15 protein-coding genes, 1 tRNA gene and 1 pseudogene are annotated in these 15,440 nt (G+C 69.2%); 12 read left to right on the forward strand and 5 right to left on the reverse strand.

Features of this window, described 5'->3' with window-relative positions; translation table 11 throughout:
* Positions 1 to 56: 56 nt before the first annotated feature.
* Entirely contained in the window at positions 57 to 1,226 is a 1,170-nt protein-coding gene (locus tag OID54_RS31580; protein ID WP_329025111.1) for a Glu/Leu/Phe/Val dehydrogenase dimerization domain-containing protein, read from the reverse strand.
* A gap of 510 nt (positions 1,227 to 1,736) precedes the next feature.
* Between OID54_RS31580 and OID54_RS31585 the strand changes: the two genes are divergently transcribed.
* The 6 genes from OID54_RS31585 (at position 1,737) to OID54_RS31610 (ending at position 8,009) form a co-directional block, all read left to right on the forward strand.
* On the forward strand, positions 1,737 to 3,017 hold the full coding sequence (locus tag OID54_RS31585) for an MBL fold metallo-hydrolase (RefSeq protein WP_329025112.1): 1,281 nt from the start codon (positions 1,737 to 1,739) through the stop codon (positions 3,015 to 3,017).
* Positions 3,018 to 4,007: 990 nt separating this feature from the next.
* Complete coding sequence (locus OID54_RS31590; protein WP_329025114.1) at positions 4,008 to 5,894, forward strand: sensor histidine kinase; 1,887 nt, start codon at positions 4,008 to 4,010, stop codon at positions 5,892 to 5,894.
* Positions 5,895 to 5,901: 7 nt separating this feature from the next.
* Entirely contained in the window at positions 5,902 to 6,336 is a 435-nt protein-coding gene (locus OID54_RS31595; protein ID WP_329025116.1) for a roadblock/LC7 domain-containing protein, read from the forward strand.
* 2 nt (positions 6,337 to 6,338) lie between these two features.
* On the forward strand, positions 6,339 to 6,710 hold the full coding sequence (locus tag OID54_RS31600; protein ID WP_329027906.1) for a DUF742 domain-containing protein: 372 nt from the start codon (positions 6,339 to 6,341) through the stop codon (positions 6,708 to 6,710).
* Positions 6,688 to 7,437, forward strand: coding sequence for a GTP-binding protein (locus OID54_RS31605; protein ID WP_329025118.1), 750 nt, complete (start codon positions 6,688 to 6,690; stop codon positions 7,435 to 7,437). The genes OID54_RS31600 and OID54_RS31605 overlap by 23 nt, the downstream gene beginning before the upstream one ends.
* Positions 7,434 to 8,009: a GAF domain-containing protein gene (locus OID54_RS31610; RefSeq protein WP_329025120.1), complete on the forward strand. Its 576-nt coding sequence runs from the start codon at positions 7,434 to 7,436 to the stop codon at positions 8,007 to 8,009. The genes OID54_RS31605 and OID54_RS31610 overlap by 4 nt, the downstream gene beginning before the upstream one ends.
* Before the next feature lie 327 nt (positions 8,010 to 8,336).
* Here the strand turns inward: OID54_RS31610 and OID54_RS31615 are convergent, their stop codons facing one another.
* Entirely contained in the window at positions 8,337 to 9,533 is a 1,197-nt protein-coding gene (locus OID54_RS31615; RefSeq protein WP_329025122.1) for an acyl-CoA dehydrogenase family protein, read from the reverse strand.
* A 687-nt stretch (positions 9,534 to 10,220) separates the two neighbouring features.
* Between OID54_RS31615 and OID54_RS31620 the strand changes: the two genes are divergently transcribed.
* Together OID54_RS31620 and OID54_RS31625 are read left to right on the forward strand one after the other, a co-directional pair.
* The gene (locus OID54_RS31620; protein WP_329025124.1) at positions 10,221 to 10,589 is read left to right on the forward strand and encodes an MmcQ/YjbR family DNA-binding protein; all 369 of its coding nucleotides are present in this window, start codon (positions 10,221 to 10,223) and stop codon (positions 10,587 to 10,589) included.
* Positions 10,590 to 10,820: 231 nt separating this feature from the next.
* Positions 10,821 to 10,894: transfer RNA gene (locus tag OID54_RS31625), tRNA-Pro, on the forward strand.
* A 529-nt stretch (positions 10,895 to 11,423) separates the two neighbouring features.
* Here the strand turns inward: OID54_RS31625 and OID54_RS31630 are convergent.
* Positions 11,424 to 11,885: an LIC_13387 family protein gene (locus OID54_RS31630; protein WP_329025126.1), complete on the reverse strand. Its 462-nt coding sequence runs from the start codon at positions 11,883 to 11,885 to the stop codon at positions 11,424 to 11,426.
* Positions 11,882 to 13,072, reverse strand: a complete 1,191-nt coding sequence (locus OID54_RS31635; protein ID WP_329025128.1) for an FAD-dependent monooxygenase — start codon at positions 13,070 to 13,072, stop codon at positions 11,882 to 11,884. Before OID54_RS31635 ends, OID54_RS31630 begins: the two co-directional genes overlap by 4 nt.
* A 71-nt stretch (positions 13,073 to 13,143) precedes the next feature.
* Here OID54_RS31635 and OID54_RS31640 point away from each other — a divergent pair, with 71 nt between their 5' ends.
* Together OID54_RS31640 and OID54_RS31645 are read left to right on the forward strand one after the other, a co-directional pair.
* Complete coding sequence (locus OID54_RS31640; RefSeq protein ID WP_329025131.1) at positions 13,144 to 13,728, forward strand: TetR/AcrR family transcriptional regulator; 585 nt, start codon at positions 13,144 to 13,146, stop codon at positions 13,726 to 13,728.
* A gap of 448 nt (positions 13,729 to 14,176) precedes the next feature.
* On the forward strand, positions 14,177 to 14,554 hold the full coding sequence (locus tag OID54_RS31645) for a nuclear transport factor 2 family protein (RefSeq protein WP_329027908.1): 378 nt from the start codon (positions 14,177 to 14,179) through the stop codon (positions 14,552 to 14,554).
* A 153-nt stretch (positions 14,555 to 14,707) separates the two neighbouring features.
* Here OID54_RS31645 and OID54_RS31650 read toward each other — a convergent pair.
* A pseudogene (locus OID54_RS31650) lies at positions 14,708 to 14,865 on the reverse strand (IS630 family transposase); the annotation flags it as partial.
* A 93-nt stretch (positions 14,866 to 14,958) separates the two neighbouring features.
* Between OID54_RS31650 and OID54_RS31655 the strand changes: the two are divergent.
* Positions 14,959 to 15,096: a hypothetical protein gene (locus tag OID54_RS31655; RefSeq protein ID WP_329025133.1), complete on the forward strand. Its 138-nt coding sequence runs from the start codon at positions 14,959 to 14,961 to the stop codon at positions 15,094 to 15,096.
* A gap of 7 nt (positions 15,097 to 15,103) precedes the next feature.
* Positions 15,104 to 15,298 carry a hypothetical protein gene (locus tag OID54_RS31660; RefSeq protein WP_329025134.1) on the forward strand — a complete coding sequence of 65 codons (195 nt, stop codon included), beginning with the start codon at positions 15,104 to 15,106 and terminating at the stop codon, positions 15,296 to 15,298.
* Positions 15,299 to 15,440: the final 142 nt, after the last annotated feature.

Genomic DNA, 15,440 nt, shown 5'->3' on the forward strand with positions numbered 1-15,440 from the left:
CGATGCCGTCGGCCAGTTGCCGACTACACCCCGGCAGGCAATGCAGACGCGTCGGTTCAACCGTAGCGCCGGGCGATGGTCGGCAGGCGATCGGCCGCCAGCGCGTGGGCGGCGGCCCGGGGTGTGGTGCCGTCGGTCTGCGCGCGTTCGAGCACCTCGCTCACCAGGGCCCTCATCGACCGTCGGACATGGGAGAAGGCTTGGTCGGCGTCGGCCTCGATGTCGCCGAAGAGTGTCCACCACCACCATGCATTCGTGGCGGAGTTGACCACCACGTCCGGCAGCACGGTCACCCCACGGCGCGTCAGCAACTCCTCCGCCGCCGCGACCACCGGCATGTTCGCCGCCTCGACGATCCAGCGGGCCGTGATCCCCGCCTGATTGCCCGTGTCGATGGCGTAGGAGATCGCTGCCGGCACCAGGACGTCCGCGTCCACCGACAGCCAGGCGTCGCCGGGAAGTTCCCGGTCCTCGGCGCGGAGCACCGAGCGGTCGACCGTGCCGTGGGCGTCCCGGGCCGACAGCAGCGACTCGACCGGCAGGCCGTCCGGGTTGGCGATGGTCCCTTTGATGTCGGCCACGGCGACGATCTTCAGCCCCGCCCGGTCGAGGAAACGGGCCGTCGCCCCGCCCATCGTGCCCAGCCCCTGCAGGCACACCCGCGTGCCCGCGTACGGGACGTTGGCACGGTCGAGGGCGGTCAGCACCGACTCGGCGACCCCGCAGCCGCCGACCAACTCGTCCAGACCGATGCCGTCGACCTCGATGCCGAAGGCGTCCCGGAGCCGTTGCCGCGCCGATTCCTCGTCATCGAGCAACCGGTACACCGCCTGGACCGAGGAGACCAGCCCCGCCTCCTCGGCAGCGCGGTCCACCGTGTCCTGGGTCAGACCCAGGTCCTCGCCGGTCGTCCAGAAGGACTCGATGTACGGACGGGTCGCCTCCAGGTAGCGGACCAGCACCCCGTACGCCTCGGGGTCCCGGGGGTCACAGTCGATGCCGCCCTTGGCACCGCCCAGCGGTACGTACCTGCCGTCCGGGTTGTAGTGCAACGCCTCCTTCAGCGTCATCCCGCGGGCCAGTTCCGCCACCTCGTCCAAGGTGCAGCCGGGCCGCATCCGCAGACCTCCGCTGGAGACCCCGCGCACCAGCCGGTCGACGACGAGGAACCCCCGGCGCCCAGTGACCGGATCCGTCCAGGTGAGTGAGAGCAGAGGGGCGGCCATCGGGAACCTCCTCAAGACGGTGATCAAGGGTGAGGCAGGCACACGACCAGGATCATCTACTGAATGGCCAGTCAGTATCGAGACTGTTTGACCAGCTTGTCAACGTGAACCAGCGACGGCTGCCTCAGTGGGAAATGGCTCCCCCGTACTCATACGGCCGACAGATCCGGGATCCCACCCCGGTCCGAGAAAGCTGCGCATATGACTGCGCCACCGAACTCGAACGGCCGGAAAGAGACCCTGCCCACGGCCGAGGGTGCGCAATGCTCAGGATGGGACCCAAAACACGGGAACGCGGGAGGCGCCCCAGGAACACCAACCGCACGGCGTGCGTTCCCCTGTGCGTGACCCTGACGTCAGCCCACCGCCCACAGCGCGAGCCCGAGCCCGTCGACACCGACTCCTTTCACCGCCGATGCCGGTGACGCCGATGTTCCAACCGGCCGATCACCACCCCGCACCGCCGCACACCGCGCACATAATGAGAAGACCCCAACACCTGGAGGCGCCGTGACCGGAGCCGGTTCCCCTCACTCGCTGAGAGCACGGCTGCGCACACTGCGCCCCGCCGCATTCGGCGCGGACCCGGCGGGAGCGAGGCTGGAGCGCATCCGCAGCTCACCGCAGTACGCCAACGGCGTGTTCCTCAATCCCGTGGGCGCCCGCACGAGGCCATCCGGGGCCTCGATGGTCGAGTTCGCCAAGATCTACTTCCAGAAGGAGGCGCGGGTCCGACGGGCACCGACGGCTCGCATCCCGCTCCATCCCACCACGCTGGCTGATCTGGCCCGTCCCCCCGCCTCCGGACTGCGGATCACCTGGATGGGCCATTCCACCGTCCTCGCCGAGATCGATGGACGACGGGTGCTGTTCGATCCGGTCTGGGGTGAGCGCTGCTCCCCCTTCTCCTTCGCCGGACCGAAGCGGCTCCACCCGGTCCCCGCCCCCCTTGCCGCACTGGGGCCGGTCGATGTCGTCGTGATCTCCCACGACCACTACGACCACCTGGACATGCCCACCATCAAAGCGCTCGCCAACACCGAGACGGTGTTCGCGGTCCCGTTGGGCGTCGGGGCCCATCTGGAACGCTGGGGGGTGGCGGCGAACCGGCTGCGCGAGTTGGACTGGAACGAGAGCGCGGAGGTGGCCGGCCTCCTTCTCACCGCGACGCCCGCGCGCCACTTCTGCGGGCGGGGACTGCGCAACCAGCAGCACACGCTCTGGGCGTCCTGGGCGGTCGCCGGCCCCGAACACCGGGTCTACCACAGCGGCGACACCGGGTACTTCCCGGGATTCAAGGACATCGGTGCCGCGCACGGCCCCTTCGACGTCACCATGATCCAGATCGGCGCGTACTCCGAGTACTGGCCCGACATCCATATGACACCGGTCGAGGGCATGCAGGCCCATCTCGACCTCCAGGGTGATCGCCCCTTCGGGATGATGTTGCCGATCCACTGGGGGACGTTCAATCTGGCGCCCCACGCCTGGGCCGATCCCGGTGAAGGCACGCTCGCCGCCGCCGCCGAGGCCGGTGCGCACCTCGCGCTGCCCCGCCCCGGTGAGCCCTTCGAGCCGGCCTCGGCTTCCTTCTCTGCCGAGCCGTGGTGGCGCGCCGTGGCCTCAGTGCCTCCGGGGGGCTGGGAGGCCGGCAGTGTGCCCGCCGTCGCGCCGGGGGCTGCCTCCCCCGCACAGAGCGCGCAGCGCACCGCCACCACCATCGGTGGGGAGCATCCTGCCCAGGGCTCGGGTGCCGCCCCCGGGAGCCCTGAGACTGCGCCCACCGGCTGAACCCGCTGCTCCCGCGGGGCGTCCCCCGATGTGCTCGCCCACCCACCGGTGGTGGCGTCTCGGGGCGCTGAAGAGGTGAGGGTTGGCCTGTTTCGGCGCCCCCGGGGGTGTGGGCACGGCGCCCAGTCGGGCCTTCGGTTCGGCAGGCGTCGGGAGGTTCATCGGGCTGCCACGACAGTGCGTGGTAGAGGCCCTGTGGTTGATCGTCTTCTGCTGGTTCCGCAGGGTTCTTGCTGGTGCCTCCGGCCGGCCCCGGAACCGCCTTCGCCGTACGGTCGCCCCCGGGTTGCGCGCTCACACCCTGCCGCGCCATGCCCGGCTCGGCCGGAGTGCTGTGCCGCAGCAGGGCGCTCCGGCCCGTCCATGCATTGCACGCCCCCCTCGCAAACCAACCCGTTTCGCCCGCGCCGCTTGCGTACCGGCGCACACCATTCGCCCCCTCGGAGCGTTTCTGCGCACCCGACGAGATCGTTCGAACGTACGTCTGAAGTGAGGTCACTTCTGACTCAGGGTTAATTTGAATCCCACGGGGCTCAACTAGCCCAGGGTGCAGAGGAGTCACGGAAGTACCTCTGGTTTCGGGCGGGCAGGGCGGGATCGCCTTTCACCTGCGCTGATCGACCTCGTCGAAGCCCTCGCGCCGCTCGCCCCTCCTGTGCGCCGGCGCGGGCGATGCGCGTTTCGCCGTGGAACCGGGTCATCGGGCTGCGCCGGCGCGTCCTTCCGCTGCTTCGTTCGAGACCCCCGTCCGACGTGGGTTTCGCACCGGAGTGCGAGCCCTCATACCAGAGCGGGACCAATGCTGGGGAACTTTCCCGACTGACCGTCGCGTGTGCGCCAAGCGCGACTACCGTGTGTGGCCAGTGATCAACGGCGGGCTAACACCCGTCGCGTCATAGACCCATTGAAATCCGTCCCAAACAGCCCATGGCACCCATCCCCGTGCAGTACACCCCACCCTCCATGGACCCCCACGTACCGAGGACGCCGATGTCTCCCCAACGCGCACCCACCACACGGTCGGACGGCCGTGAGAGCGGGCGTCACGGTCGGTCGAGCACCCGCTCAGCCCCCGCGCAACGCAGATCGCGACCGCTCCCGCTGCCGCCGGAGTCCCACATCCGACCTCGACTGCTCCGTACCGCGGTACTCCCGGCCCTCGTCGCCGCGCTCAGCGGTGCGACCGCCGTCACCTACACCGTGCACAGCGCCGCACCACGCCCCACCCCCGCCCTGTGGGCCGTACTGACCGGTACCGCCGCACTCGCCATAGCGGCCGTCGCGGTGGCGGCGCTGGGCGCCGACCGGATGGCAGCCTCCGTACTGGGCCGCTGCGCCCATCTGCGTCGGTCCATCGAACGCGGTCAGGAGGACCTGCGCCAGGTCGTGGAGCGGCTGCGCCGCGGGGAACGCCCCCCGGCCGCCAGAGCGCCGCAGCCCAGGACTCTGCGCGGAGACGAGTTCGACCTCGTCACCAGGGATCTCAGTCGGTCCCATGACGCAGCCGTGGCCGCCGTCGTCCAGGCGTCACAACTCTCCAGCAGCGTCGGCAACGAACAGAAGGTGGAAGTCTTCGTCAACCTCGCCCGGCGGCTCCAGTCACTGGTCCACCGGGAGATCCAACTCCTCGACGAGTTGGAGAACGAAGTCGAGGACCCCGAACTCCTCAAGGGCCTCTTCCACGTCGACCACCTCGCCACCCGCATCCGGCGCCACGCGGAGAACCTCGCCGTCCTCGGCGGAGCGATCTCCCGGCGCCAGTGGTCCCACCCGGTCACCATGACCGAGGTGCTCCGCTCCGCGATCGCCGAAGTCGAGCACTACCCGCGGGTCAAGCTCGTCCCACCGATCGACGGCACCATGCGCGGCCACGCGGTCGCCGATGTGATCCACCTGGTGGCCGAACTGGTGGAGAACGCCACGGTCTTCTCCGCCCCGCACACCCAGGTGCTCCTGCGCGCCCAACACGTCACGGCGGGACTCGCCGTCGAGGTGGAGGACCGGGGCCTCGGCATGCCCACCGAAGAGCAGGACAAGATGAACGCCCTGCTCGCCGACCCCGATCAGGTCAACGTCGCCCATCTGCTCCAGGACGGACGCATCGGCCTGTTCGTCGTCTCGGCCCTGGCACGCAGGCACGGTATCGCCGTCAGGCTCCAGTCGAACATCTACGGCGGCATCCAGGCCACCATCGTGCTGCCCCAGGGCCTCCTAGGCACCGAGCCCGGCGGACTCCAGCAGAGCGACCCGGTCTCCGGCAGGACCCGCCGCCGACGCAAACCGCCCACGACCATCACCACCTCGCCCCCCTCGATCCCTGATCGCCCGCAGACCGCGCCGAAACCCGTTCAGCAGCAGGCCCCCCAGCTCCGGCCGTTGCCCCAGCAGACGCCACGGTCGGATGCACACCCACCCCCGGTGGCCGCTGTGCCGCGAACTCCCGAACCGCCGCGCCCGCAGCAACCGGCGCACTCCAGTCCCGCCCTCGCCCCCCTTCCGGTACGGGCGGAACATGTGGACCGCCCCAACCCCGCAGCGGCCCGGCCCGGTGCCAACTACACGACGAGAAAAGCGGCAGCGCCCGTAGCCGACCGGTCGGCCACCATCACCTCGGCTCCCACCGGTGTGGTGCGCGGCACGATGGGCCGCCCCCAACTCCCCAAGCGACGCAGTCAGGAACACATAGCTCCACAGCTCAAGATGGGCCCCCCTCCCCGCAAGGAGGACGAGGCCGCACTGCACGACCCCGGGCTGATGGCGGCCTTCCAACGGGGCATCGGCCTCGCCGAGGCCCAGCCGCTCAAGGCGGACCTCGACCCCGGGACCGCCGCCCCGACCACCACAACGCAACGCCACGACAACACCTCCAAGGAGTAGATGCACCATGGCGAGCGATGCGCCGAACGGTCATACCTCGGACCTCGACTGGCTGCTCAGCGGTCTGGTCCAGCGTGTGCCGTACACCCGCAATGCAGTACTGCTCTCCTCCGACGGCCTGGTGAAGTCCGTGCATGGCCTGGAACCCGACAGCGCCGACCACATGGCGGCCCTTGCCTCCGGTCTCTACTCCCTGGGACGGAGCGCCGGCACGCGCTTCGGCGACGGGGGAGAGGTTCGCCAAGTAGTGGTGGAACTCGACTCGACCCTGCTCTTCGTCTCCACCGCGGGGTCGGGCACCTGCCTGGCCGTACTCGCCGGTCGAGAGGCCGACGCCGCCGTACTCGGCTACGAAATGGCGATGCTCGTGAAAAGCGTGCGACCGTACCTCACCACTCCGGCCAGACAGTCGACCGGGGCGCCTGGCATCGCGGGGCAGTGATCGTGCCGGCGCCCAAGGACGGCCCCCTACTCGACGACGCCGCCGGCCGACTCATCCGCCCCTACACGGTCAGCGGTGGCCGCACCCGCCCCACGGCCCCGCTGGACCTGCTCTCCTTGGTCATGTCCACCGGGACCGTACCCAAGGGCAACCTCGGACCGGAGCACGCGCTCGCGCTCGGGCTCTGCGACGGTCCGACATCCGTCGCCGAGATCGCGGCGCACCTGAGGCTTCCCGCAGTCGTCACCAAGGTGCTGCTCTCCGATCTCGTGGACTGCGGGGCGGTCACCACACGAGCGCCCCGCTGCCTGGACACACCGACCGACCGTTCATTGCTGGAGGCAGTGCTCGATGGCCTACGACGACGGCTCTGAAGTCGACAGCTCATGGAAGTACGGCCCTCGGACCGAAGGTCCGTCGGCCGGAGACTCCACGAGCCAAGGACCGCTCTCCCTCGCCCTTCCGGCCGGGCGCCGCGAGAGCGACGATCTCGACCCATCGGAGCGCACCGCGGCCGATCCGCTCTTCCCAACCGCCCTCAAGATCCTGGTCGCGGGTGGCTTCGGAGTCGGCAAGACCACCTTCGTGGGGTCGGTGAGCGAGATCGACCCGCTCAGTACCGAGGAACTGCTGACGCAGGTCAGCGCCGCCACGGATCCCCTCGAAGGCGTCGAGTCCAAGACGACCACCACCGTCGCCATGGACTTCGGCCGCATCACACTCGACGAACGCCATGTGCTCTACCTCTTCGGCACGCCGGGCCAGGAACGCTTCTGGTTCATGTGGGACGAACTGTCCGAAGGAGCGCTCGGCGCGGTCATCCTCGCCGACACCCGCAGGCTCCAAGACTCCTTCTCCGCAGTGGACTTCTTCGAAGGGCGGGGAATCGGATTCGTCGTCGCCGTCAACGAGTTCGACGGGGCCTACCGGTACGACGCGGAGGAAGTCAGATCCGCCATCGACCTCAAGCCCCAGGTACCGGTCGTGATGTGTGACGCACGGATCGCCAGCTCCGGCATCGGCACCCTGGTCACCCTCGTCCAACACCTCCTCACCACCCCGGTCCCCGCCCCCGCGCCGAGCCATGGAGCACCGACATGACGTACGACCCCACAGGCCATCTGCTGCTGACTCCCATCGACAGGGAAGCGCCCATGCGGGTCAAGCGGCTGAGCCAACTCGGCTTCGGGGACCGCCCCGACCCCGCCTTCGACGAGTTCGCCCACCATCTGGCCAGGGTGACCGGGGCGCCGTACTCCATGGTCAACTTCATCGACGAGCACCGACAGTTCTTCGCCGGCCTCCACACCCCGACCGGTGACCACGACAACCACGCCCTCAGCGCGGCGGTGACCGCGGTGGGCGGGGAGGTCAGCCGCTTCATGGACCGCGACCACGGGTACTGCCCGCACGTCGTCGTCCGAAGGAAGGCATTGGTCCTGGAAGACGTGTGCGACTACCCCCGATTCGCAGGGAACCCCGTGGTCGACGAGATCGGCATCCGCTCCTACCTCGGAGCCCCGCTCATCGACCGCACCGGAATCGCCCTCGGAACCATCTGCGTCGTCGACACCGAGCCCCGACCGTGGGGCAGGGCGGGACTGGAGACCATCAAGTCCCTCGCCGCGGAGCTGATCGAACAGATTCATCGCCGCGAAGACGGCGGCATCTAGGCCACGACGGACGTCCAGGACATCGATCGGGCGTGGATACGACAGGGAGGCCCCACCCGACGCGACGAACGCGAGCAACCCCCGGCATCCGCACACGCCGGGCTGCACACCCGGCAGAGCGCCGCCGTATCCACTTCCCCCCATCAGACGGTCCCTCCCGACCGTCCGTACAGCAGGATCACGGGTGTACTCGGTGGGCGCCCCCCTCCGAGGCCCCACCTCGACCCGCTCCTTGTCCAGATCCCCCGCAACACCGGTTCACGAGAGTGCCACGCGATGACGTGACCGGCCCAGGGCCCCTTCCCCGGGCACCGCCGTCGGTCCTGCTCAGACCGCCGGTTCCAGCTTGACCGCCTCGGAGAGCCGTTGCGACCACTGTCCCTTCACCGTCCCCAATGCCACCTCGGCCAGCCGCAACAACTGGATGTCCGAGGTGCCCGCAGGCGCGAACATATGGAGCGCGTCCCGTAGATAGCGCTCGATGGGGCGGTCGGTGAAGAGACCGGCCGCGGCATGGATCTCCATGGCGTTGCGTGCCGAGTCGATGGTCGACTCCACATTGATCAACTTGGCGTTCATCAACTCCGCGTCGCACGGCGATCCCTGATCCAGCAGATGTACGGCGTGATAGGCCGCGAGTCTCGCGGTCATCAACCGCGACTGGAGCTTGCCCAGCTTCATCTTGATGGACGGCAGATCATGGAGCGGATTGCCGTAGCGGTAGCGCTCGGCACAGAACTTGGTCGTCTCGTCCAGGATCGCCTGGTGGATGCCCAGCGACACGGCGGTGAGGTTCGCCCGCCCGTAGAGCACGCTGGACGAGTACGCCACCGAGAGCCCGTCCCCCTCCGCCCCCAGCCGGTTGCTCGCGGGCACCCGGCAGTTCTGGAAGAACAGTTCGCCGAAGCTGAAGCCGTGCAGCCCCAGCGCCGGGCGCTGCTCCCCGATGATGCACCCGGGACGGTCGGCCTCGACCAGGAACGCGGTCAGCCCGCGGGAGCCGGGTCCCGTTCTCACCACCACACCGTGCAGATCGCCGATGTGGCTGTTGCCCACGTACACCTTCTGGCCATTGAGTATGTACTCATCGCCGTCCCGCACCGCGGTGGCGGTCATGCCGAGCACATGGCCGCCCGAGTCCGGCTCGGTCACGGCGATCGTCGGCAGGCAGTGGCCGGCCGCGATGCTCGGCAACCAGGTCCGCTTCTGCTCCGCGTTGCCGAAGTGCAGGATCTTGGCCACACCCAGTTGGGACGCCTGGACCATGGCCCCCATCGCCCCGCTGACCCGTGACAGCTCTTCGATGATGATCGTCTTGGCCAGATGGCCGGCTCCCATGCCGCCGTAGTCACGACCGATGGTGGCGCCCAACCAACCCTGCCTGGCTATGAGCCGGGACAGTTCGCCATGAGCGGTTCGTGTTGCTTCCAACAGAGGGATTCGGGGCCTCACCTCCTTCTCTGCGAAGTCCCTGACATCGTTCCGAAGTCGATGATGCAGCTGACTGGCGAAGTACTCGTCCATCGCGAGCCTTCCTCTGCGATTACGCCTACTCGGGCGATTGTTCGAGTAGGTGGTGCATAGAGCCGACCGGGAACGTGCTGACCGGCCATCTCTGCTCTGCCGTACGGCATTCCCTGCGTGGTTCCCTCTGCTACATGCGGAGGGCGATGGATTCTCGGGGGGCGGGCACGGCCAGCCGACAGCCTGTCTCAGGCGTGCACAGACGCGACATCTGGCACCTTCTGAAGAACCGATACGGCATAGACCTGGACGGAAATGAACGTACCTGAACAGGGTGATTGAGCCACGCGGCAGAGCGTCCCAGCGCGTAGAAGCGTTATCCAGCGCGCGATGTGAGGAGGGTGGTGGATGGCGCACTCATGGATCCGCGAATATGTGCGCGCCCCCGCCCTCTCGGCCATGGCGAAAACTTTATGTCGCTGTATGTGCAGTATGCCGGAGAGTGCCGGGGGTCCTCCCGCCATGTTCCGGAGCGCGCGGACCAAGTGCTGCGCGCTCCTTTGCACCCCATGCTCCTCTTCATCCATCGACCGCCCCGTCACATGACTCCCCTGAGGCTGCTGTGTTCTCCTCCGCGAGGCAGGGCGAAGGGCGTTCCATGGCCAAGAAAGCGCTTTCCGGATCGATTCGCCTACTCGGTGCATCGGTCGTCGGGCGGTTGTCAGTGGCGCACCGTACGGTCGTCGCATGGCCACCGCTGATGACGTTCGCCGAGTCGCGCTCTCCCTGCCCCGGACGATCGAGAAGCTCGCCTGGGGCATGCCGACCTTCCGCCTCGACGGCGGCGGGAAGATCTTCGCCTCGCTCGCCGACGACGATCAGGTGATGGGTGTGAAGTGCCCCAAGGAAGAGCGGGCCGAGTTGATCGAGGCCGAGCCGGCGAAGTTCTTCCTCCGAGAGGGGCACGACGACAACTACGCATGGATCAGGGTGCGGCTCGCCGTGCTGGAGGACGAGTCGGAGCTCCGTGCGATCCTGCTCGACTCCTGGCGGCAGGTCGCGCCCCGCAAGCTGCTGGACGCGCATCCGGAGCTACAGCCCCCCGTGCCCGGGTGACGGACGCCCTGCTTCCGTGTCCGGCGCCGGCGAGGGCTCGCCCCCTGTCCCCCCTGTTGCAGGGCGGCGGCGCGGCGCCTGGCGTACGGCCCCGGGCCCAGCCCGGGCTGGCCGCGGCCGTTCCGGCTGCAGCGGTCGCAGCGCGCCGAAAGCGGTTCGTAACCATCGCCCGGAGTGCGGTATCGTTCTCATGCGCGTTCAGCCAGGGGAAACCCCAGGTCAGACGAGCATCGGGACGTGGCGCAGCTTGGTAGCGCACTTGACTGGGGGTCAAGGGGTCGCAGGTTCAAATCCTGTCGTCCCGACTTGTGTTTTCGCAGGTCGGAGGCCGTTCTCTCATCCATGAGAGGGCGGCCTTTCGTGCGTCCGGGAGCGTGATGGTCGCAGTGTGGTCGCATGCCGCAGCCGGAGCTGGCTCGCCAGGGTGCTGTAGGCGGACGGTGCGGGGCCACGGAGCTTCTGAAGGGCTTCGCGGAGGCGGTGGATGTGGTCGCTTGGTGGTCGCAGCCACGCTTGCCGGGTTGGGCGGGCGGCGGGCTGTTCGGCTCCACTGAGAACGTGGGGGGCCGCCGCGATCTGAGGCCCGCGGGTCGTGGGTGTATGAGCGATGCCGTGTCGGGAACGACTCCGCCCCACCGCGAAACTGTCGCGGTGGGGCGGCATTTCCCGTACGGGGGAGTGGTCGGGCTCAGAGAGCGCCGCTCCGCACGGTGGCGATGAAGTGCTGCCACGACGCCGGTGCAGACCGGAGCGGCCCGAAGCTGATCCGCGGTCCATGTCTCGACAGCCCGGTCGCGCTGCTGCTCGGCTCGGACAGGCCGGGCGGCCGCCTGGTCATGCCGCGGGGGCCGCCCTGCGCAGGGACAGGGCGAAAGCGCAGCTGGTGATGGTGAGGATGACGATCGGCGGAGGGGGCAGCAGGGGGACGGATATCGCCAGGGCGGCGAGGGAGACCGTGAGGGCGAGCCGGCCGAAGGCGGTGCGGTGCTGGATGAGGGTGGGGGCGTGGTGGACGGCGGTGAGGAGTAGGAGGCCGCAGGCGGTGACGAAGAGGGCCATGGCGATGCTGAAGCCGTTGAAGAGGTCGAGGACGGTGCGTTCCAGTCCCAACAGGGTGAAGGCGGGCTCTCGCATGGCGGTGTCGACTTCACGCTGGCGCGGGGCTTTGGTGAGCGCTGAAGCGGCGGAGAGGGCGAGGTGGGCGATGCCCAGGAGGACGAAGCCGTAGGCGCCGATGGTGAAGGGGCGGGCGGAGTCCGCCCGGGGGAGGGGGCGCGATGTGTCTGTAGGGTTCACCGTTGCTCCTTGAAGTCGGCGGGGGTGGAAGGCGGTTGCCAGTCGAGGACGGTGTCCAGGGCTTTCAGGGACAGGGCTTGCGGCGTGGCTCGTACGGCCAGGTCGCGGATGGACGCGGCAAGGGGGTGGGAGAGCCTGGCGAGTTGGCCGATGCGTCGGGAGCGGCGGCTGATCCGAGTGGTTCGCCGGTGTCTGGCTTTCGTGTAGTCGGCGAGCGCGGTGGGTGTGTCGTCGGTGGAGGCGAGGAAATGGGCCGCGACGACGGCGTCCTCGATGGCCTGGCAGCCGCCTTGGCCCAGGTTGGGGGTCATCGCGTGGGCGGCGTCGCCGAGCAGGGCCACTCCGCGGGTGTGGAACCGGGGCAAAGGGACGGCCAGTTCGTGGAAATGGTGGTGGAGTATGCCGACCGGCTCCGAGGCTCGCCTGCTCAGCCGGTCCAGCAGCTCGGGTATGGGATCGTGCCATGTGCCGAAGCGCCGGGTCAGCTCGGCGTGGTGGTCCGACGGCCTTGTGCCGGGGTCGGAAACGGCGGTGGCGTAGACGTAGATACGGCCGTCGGCGAGTGGGACGATGCCGAACCGCTCGCCTCGCCCCCAGGTTTCGGCGGCCTGCTGGGCGGGTGGGCCCGCGCCGGGCAGCACCGCTCGCCAGCCGGCCTCACGGGCGTGACGCAGCCCGCGGTGACTGGGGAAGAGCTGTTCGCGGAGCGTGCTGCGGATGCCGTCGGCGGCCAGTACGACGTCGGCGCGCAGTTCGCCCGCCGACGTACGCACGGACACGGTGTTCCCCGAGTCGTTCACGCCGGTCACCGATACGCCGAGGCGCAGGGTGTCGGGAGGCAGGGCGGCCGCGAGGGTGTCGATCAGGAAGCCGCGGTGCACGGCGCGCGCGGCCGTTCCGTGGCGGGCGGACAGCACGCCGCTGTCGGACCGGCTCAGCCAAGTGCCGTCGGGTGTGCGCAGCCCGATCTGGCCGGGCAGGGCTTCGCCGGTCCGCAGGTCGGGGCCCAGGCCGATCGAGTCCAGGGCGCGCAGTGCGTTCGGGGCGAGCACGATGCCCGCGCCGATGCCCGTGAGCACGGAGGCCCGTTCGCACACGGTGACGCGCCAGCCGCGGCGGCTCAGAGCCACCGCGGCGGTCAGGCCCCCGATACCCCCTCCGGCCACGACGGCATGACGAACACCCATGTCGACCACCCCCTTTGTCTCTACACCTGTAGAGGTCGATGGGTCGCACTCTACATCTGTAGAGTTCGGGTATGTCCATCTCCGACCGCCGAAACCTGATCGCCGACGCCGCCATCAGCACCGTGGCCGCCGCCGGACTGCGCGGCCTGACCCATCGCGCGGTCGACGCCGCTGCAGGGCTGCCGGCCGGCAGCACGTCGTACTACTTCCGCACCCGCAGCGCTCTCATCAGCGCCTGCTACCTCCGCCTCGCCGAACTCTCGGTCGCCGACGCGGACCACTGGGAAGCGGACCGTGGCCACCCGGACCTGGACTCCGCGGCGGAAGGGATGGCCGCGCTGCTGCACCACTGGCTGACGGCGGCGCGCGACCGCCAGCTCGCCCGCTTCGAACTCAGCCTGGAAGCGACCCGCCGGCCGGAGCTGCGCGCCGACCTTCAGACCGCCGACCTCGCCGTACGGGTCAGGGCCGCCGACCTGCTGGCGGCGCTCGGTGCTCCCCGTCCGGCGGCCGCGGCGGATCTGTTGGTCGCCTGGACCGACGGGCTGCTGTACGACTGGCTCGCCGGCGCGCCGGCCGCGACCCGCCCGCCGCCCGATGCGGGCGAACTGACCGCCGTGGTCCGGCGGATGCTCGAAGCCGCGCTTTCCGCCTGAAGCTCACTGCCTCGCCCGGGCCCCACTGTGTTTCCGTGCGCCTTTGGCGGGCCCGGCCCGTTCGGTCGGCGGCCACCGCGCCCCGGCGGTCCGACCTGCCGCGCTTCCCCGCGTTGGCATCGGCCGACTCGCGGTCGAAGGGGAGGACTCCGGTGATCGCGCCTGCCAGGTGAAGGTCCGGGCCGTCGGCGAGCGCGCTGGTGCGATCAAGCCCGTACGGCTGTTCACGATCCGGGGCGATTCCGGCTTCGAGGGCGACGTTCATCATGAGGTCACGGCCAAGGCCGTGCGCGGCACGATGGTCGGCGGTGGGATCCGGGGCGTCTTCGTCGGGAACGGCGATCCCCTTCCGGGGTTCAGTGTGACTCCGGTCGCCGACCCGGTCGCCGACCCGGTCGCCGAGGACGGGGACGAGCGCGGTCCGCGAGGCGACTGGTATTACTGGTGTATGCAGGAAGAGACCGCGCGGTCCGCGATCGACACGTTCATCTCCGCGTTCAATGCCTCGGACGACAGCTATGTGGCTGCGCTGCTCTCCCAGGCCCTGACCTCTGACGTGGTCTTCTGGGGACCGCTGGGCCGCAGTGAGGGCATCGAGGCAGTCGAGCGGTTCGTGCTGGACATCCGGCGCCACCCCGCGGGGACCGGCACGATGGTCCGCTGTTCGGCGGTGGACATGCCGGACGAGTGGGCCCGGTACCAGTGGGTCTTCACGACGCCGGATGAAGGCCCCCGCCTGGCGGGAACGGACATCGTCCATCTGCGGCGGAGCCTCATCGACCAGGTCATCGTCTTCGCGGGGGAGATCGAGCCGTCCGTTTCCTGAGTCATTCTCCTCTGGCGCCGCCCTTCTCCTGAACCGGCCCCGTTCGGGGCTCCGGGTCGGCCCAGCCGAGATCATCTTCACAACGCCTCGGTCGTCCGCGCTTGGCCACGATTGGACCGATGATGCGCTGTGGCCGCGCAGGTTCGCGGTTGGTCAGGCTGCGGTGTTGAGGGGGCGTCCGCCCCAACGGATGCCCTTCTCGCTTCGGATGCGGGCGCGTTCCTTGCATTCGGCGGCCAGGGAGTCGCGGTGGCGGGCGTCGCGTTGCGTCGGCGTGGTCAGGCGGACAGGGCTCGTGTCCGCACGTGGTGCCACCTCAGAGTGAGTTCGCAACCCGGTCACGGGTTCCGGTGACCGAACTGGTTGGAAGGGGTCGCCCTCTTCCCTCCTGATACGGTGCTGTCATGTCTCGATCAGCCGAAACCGGATCAGGCATGTCTCCCGTCACCGCGGACGACGTCGACCTTGCCGTGCGGCTGGCCGTGGGCATCCTTGACGCAGTGCCCTGGCTGCGGCCCAATCGACACACCTTACGGCCCTGAAGAACCCATGCCCGCCTTCCCTGACGATCTCCGGGCGCTCGCGGACGAGGCCCTCGCTCGCATCATCAGCGACGAGGCCGGGCCGGCCTCGAACTGGGTCGATCCGGAAGGCTGGAAGCAGTGGCGAGCCGACCTCAACCGCCTTCGCACAGTCCTTACTCCCCCTTCACCGCCCATCCCGCTGTTCGATGTCGAGCGATGACGGAGCGTCACCCGCCGCGAGATCTGAGCCAGAACCACTGCTGGCGAATAGAGCCAATCCGGACCAGTTTGGGCCCGACGTCGATGGCGCGCTGGCCGCTGAGCAGGCTCTCGAACCGGAGGGGCGTCTTGATGATCGCCGG

The organism is Streptomyces sp. NBC_00690, from assembly GCF_036226685.1.
Classification (GTDB): domain Bacteria; phylum Actinomycetota; class Actinomycetes; order Streptomycetales; family Streptomycetaceae; genus Streptomyces.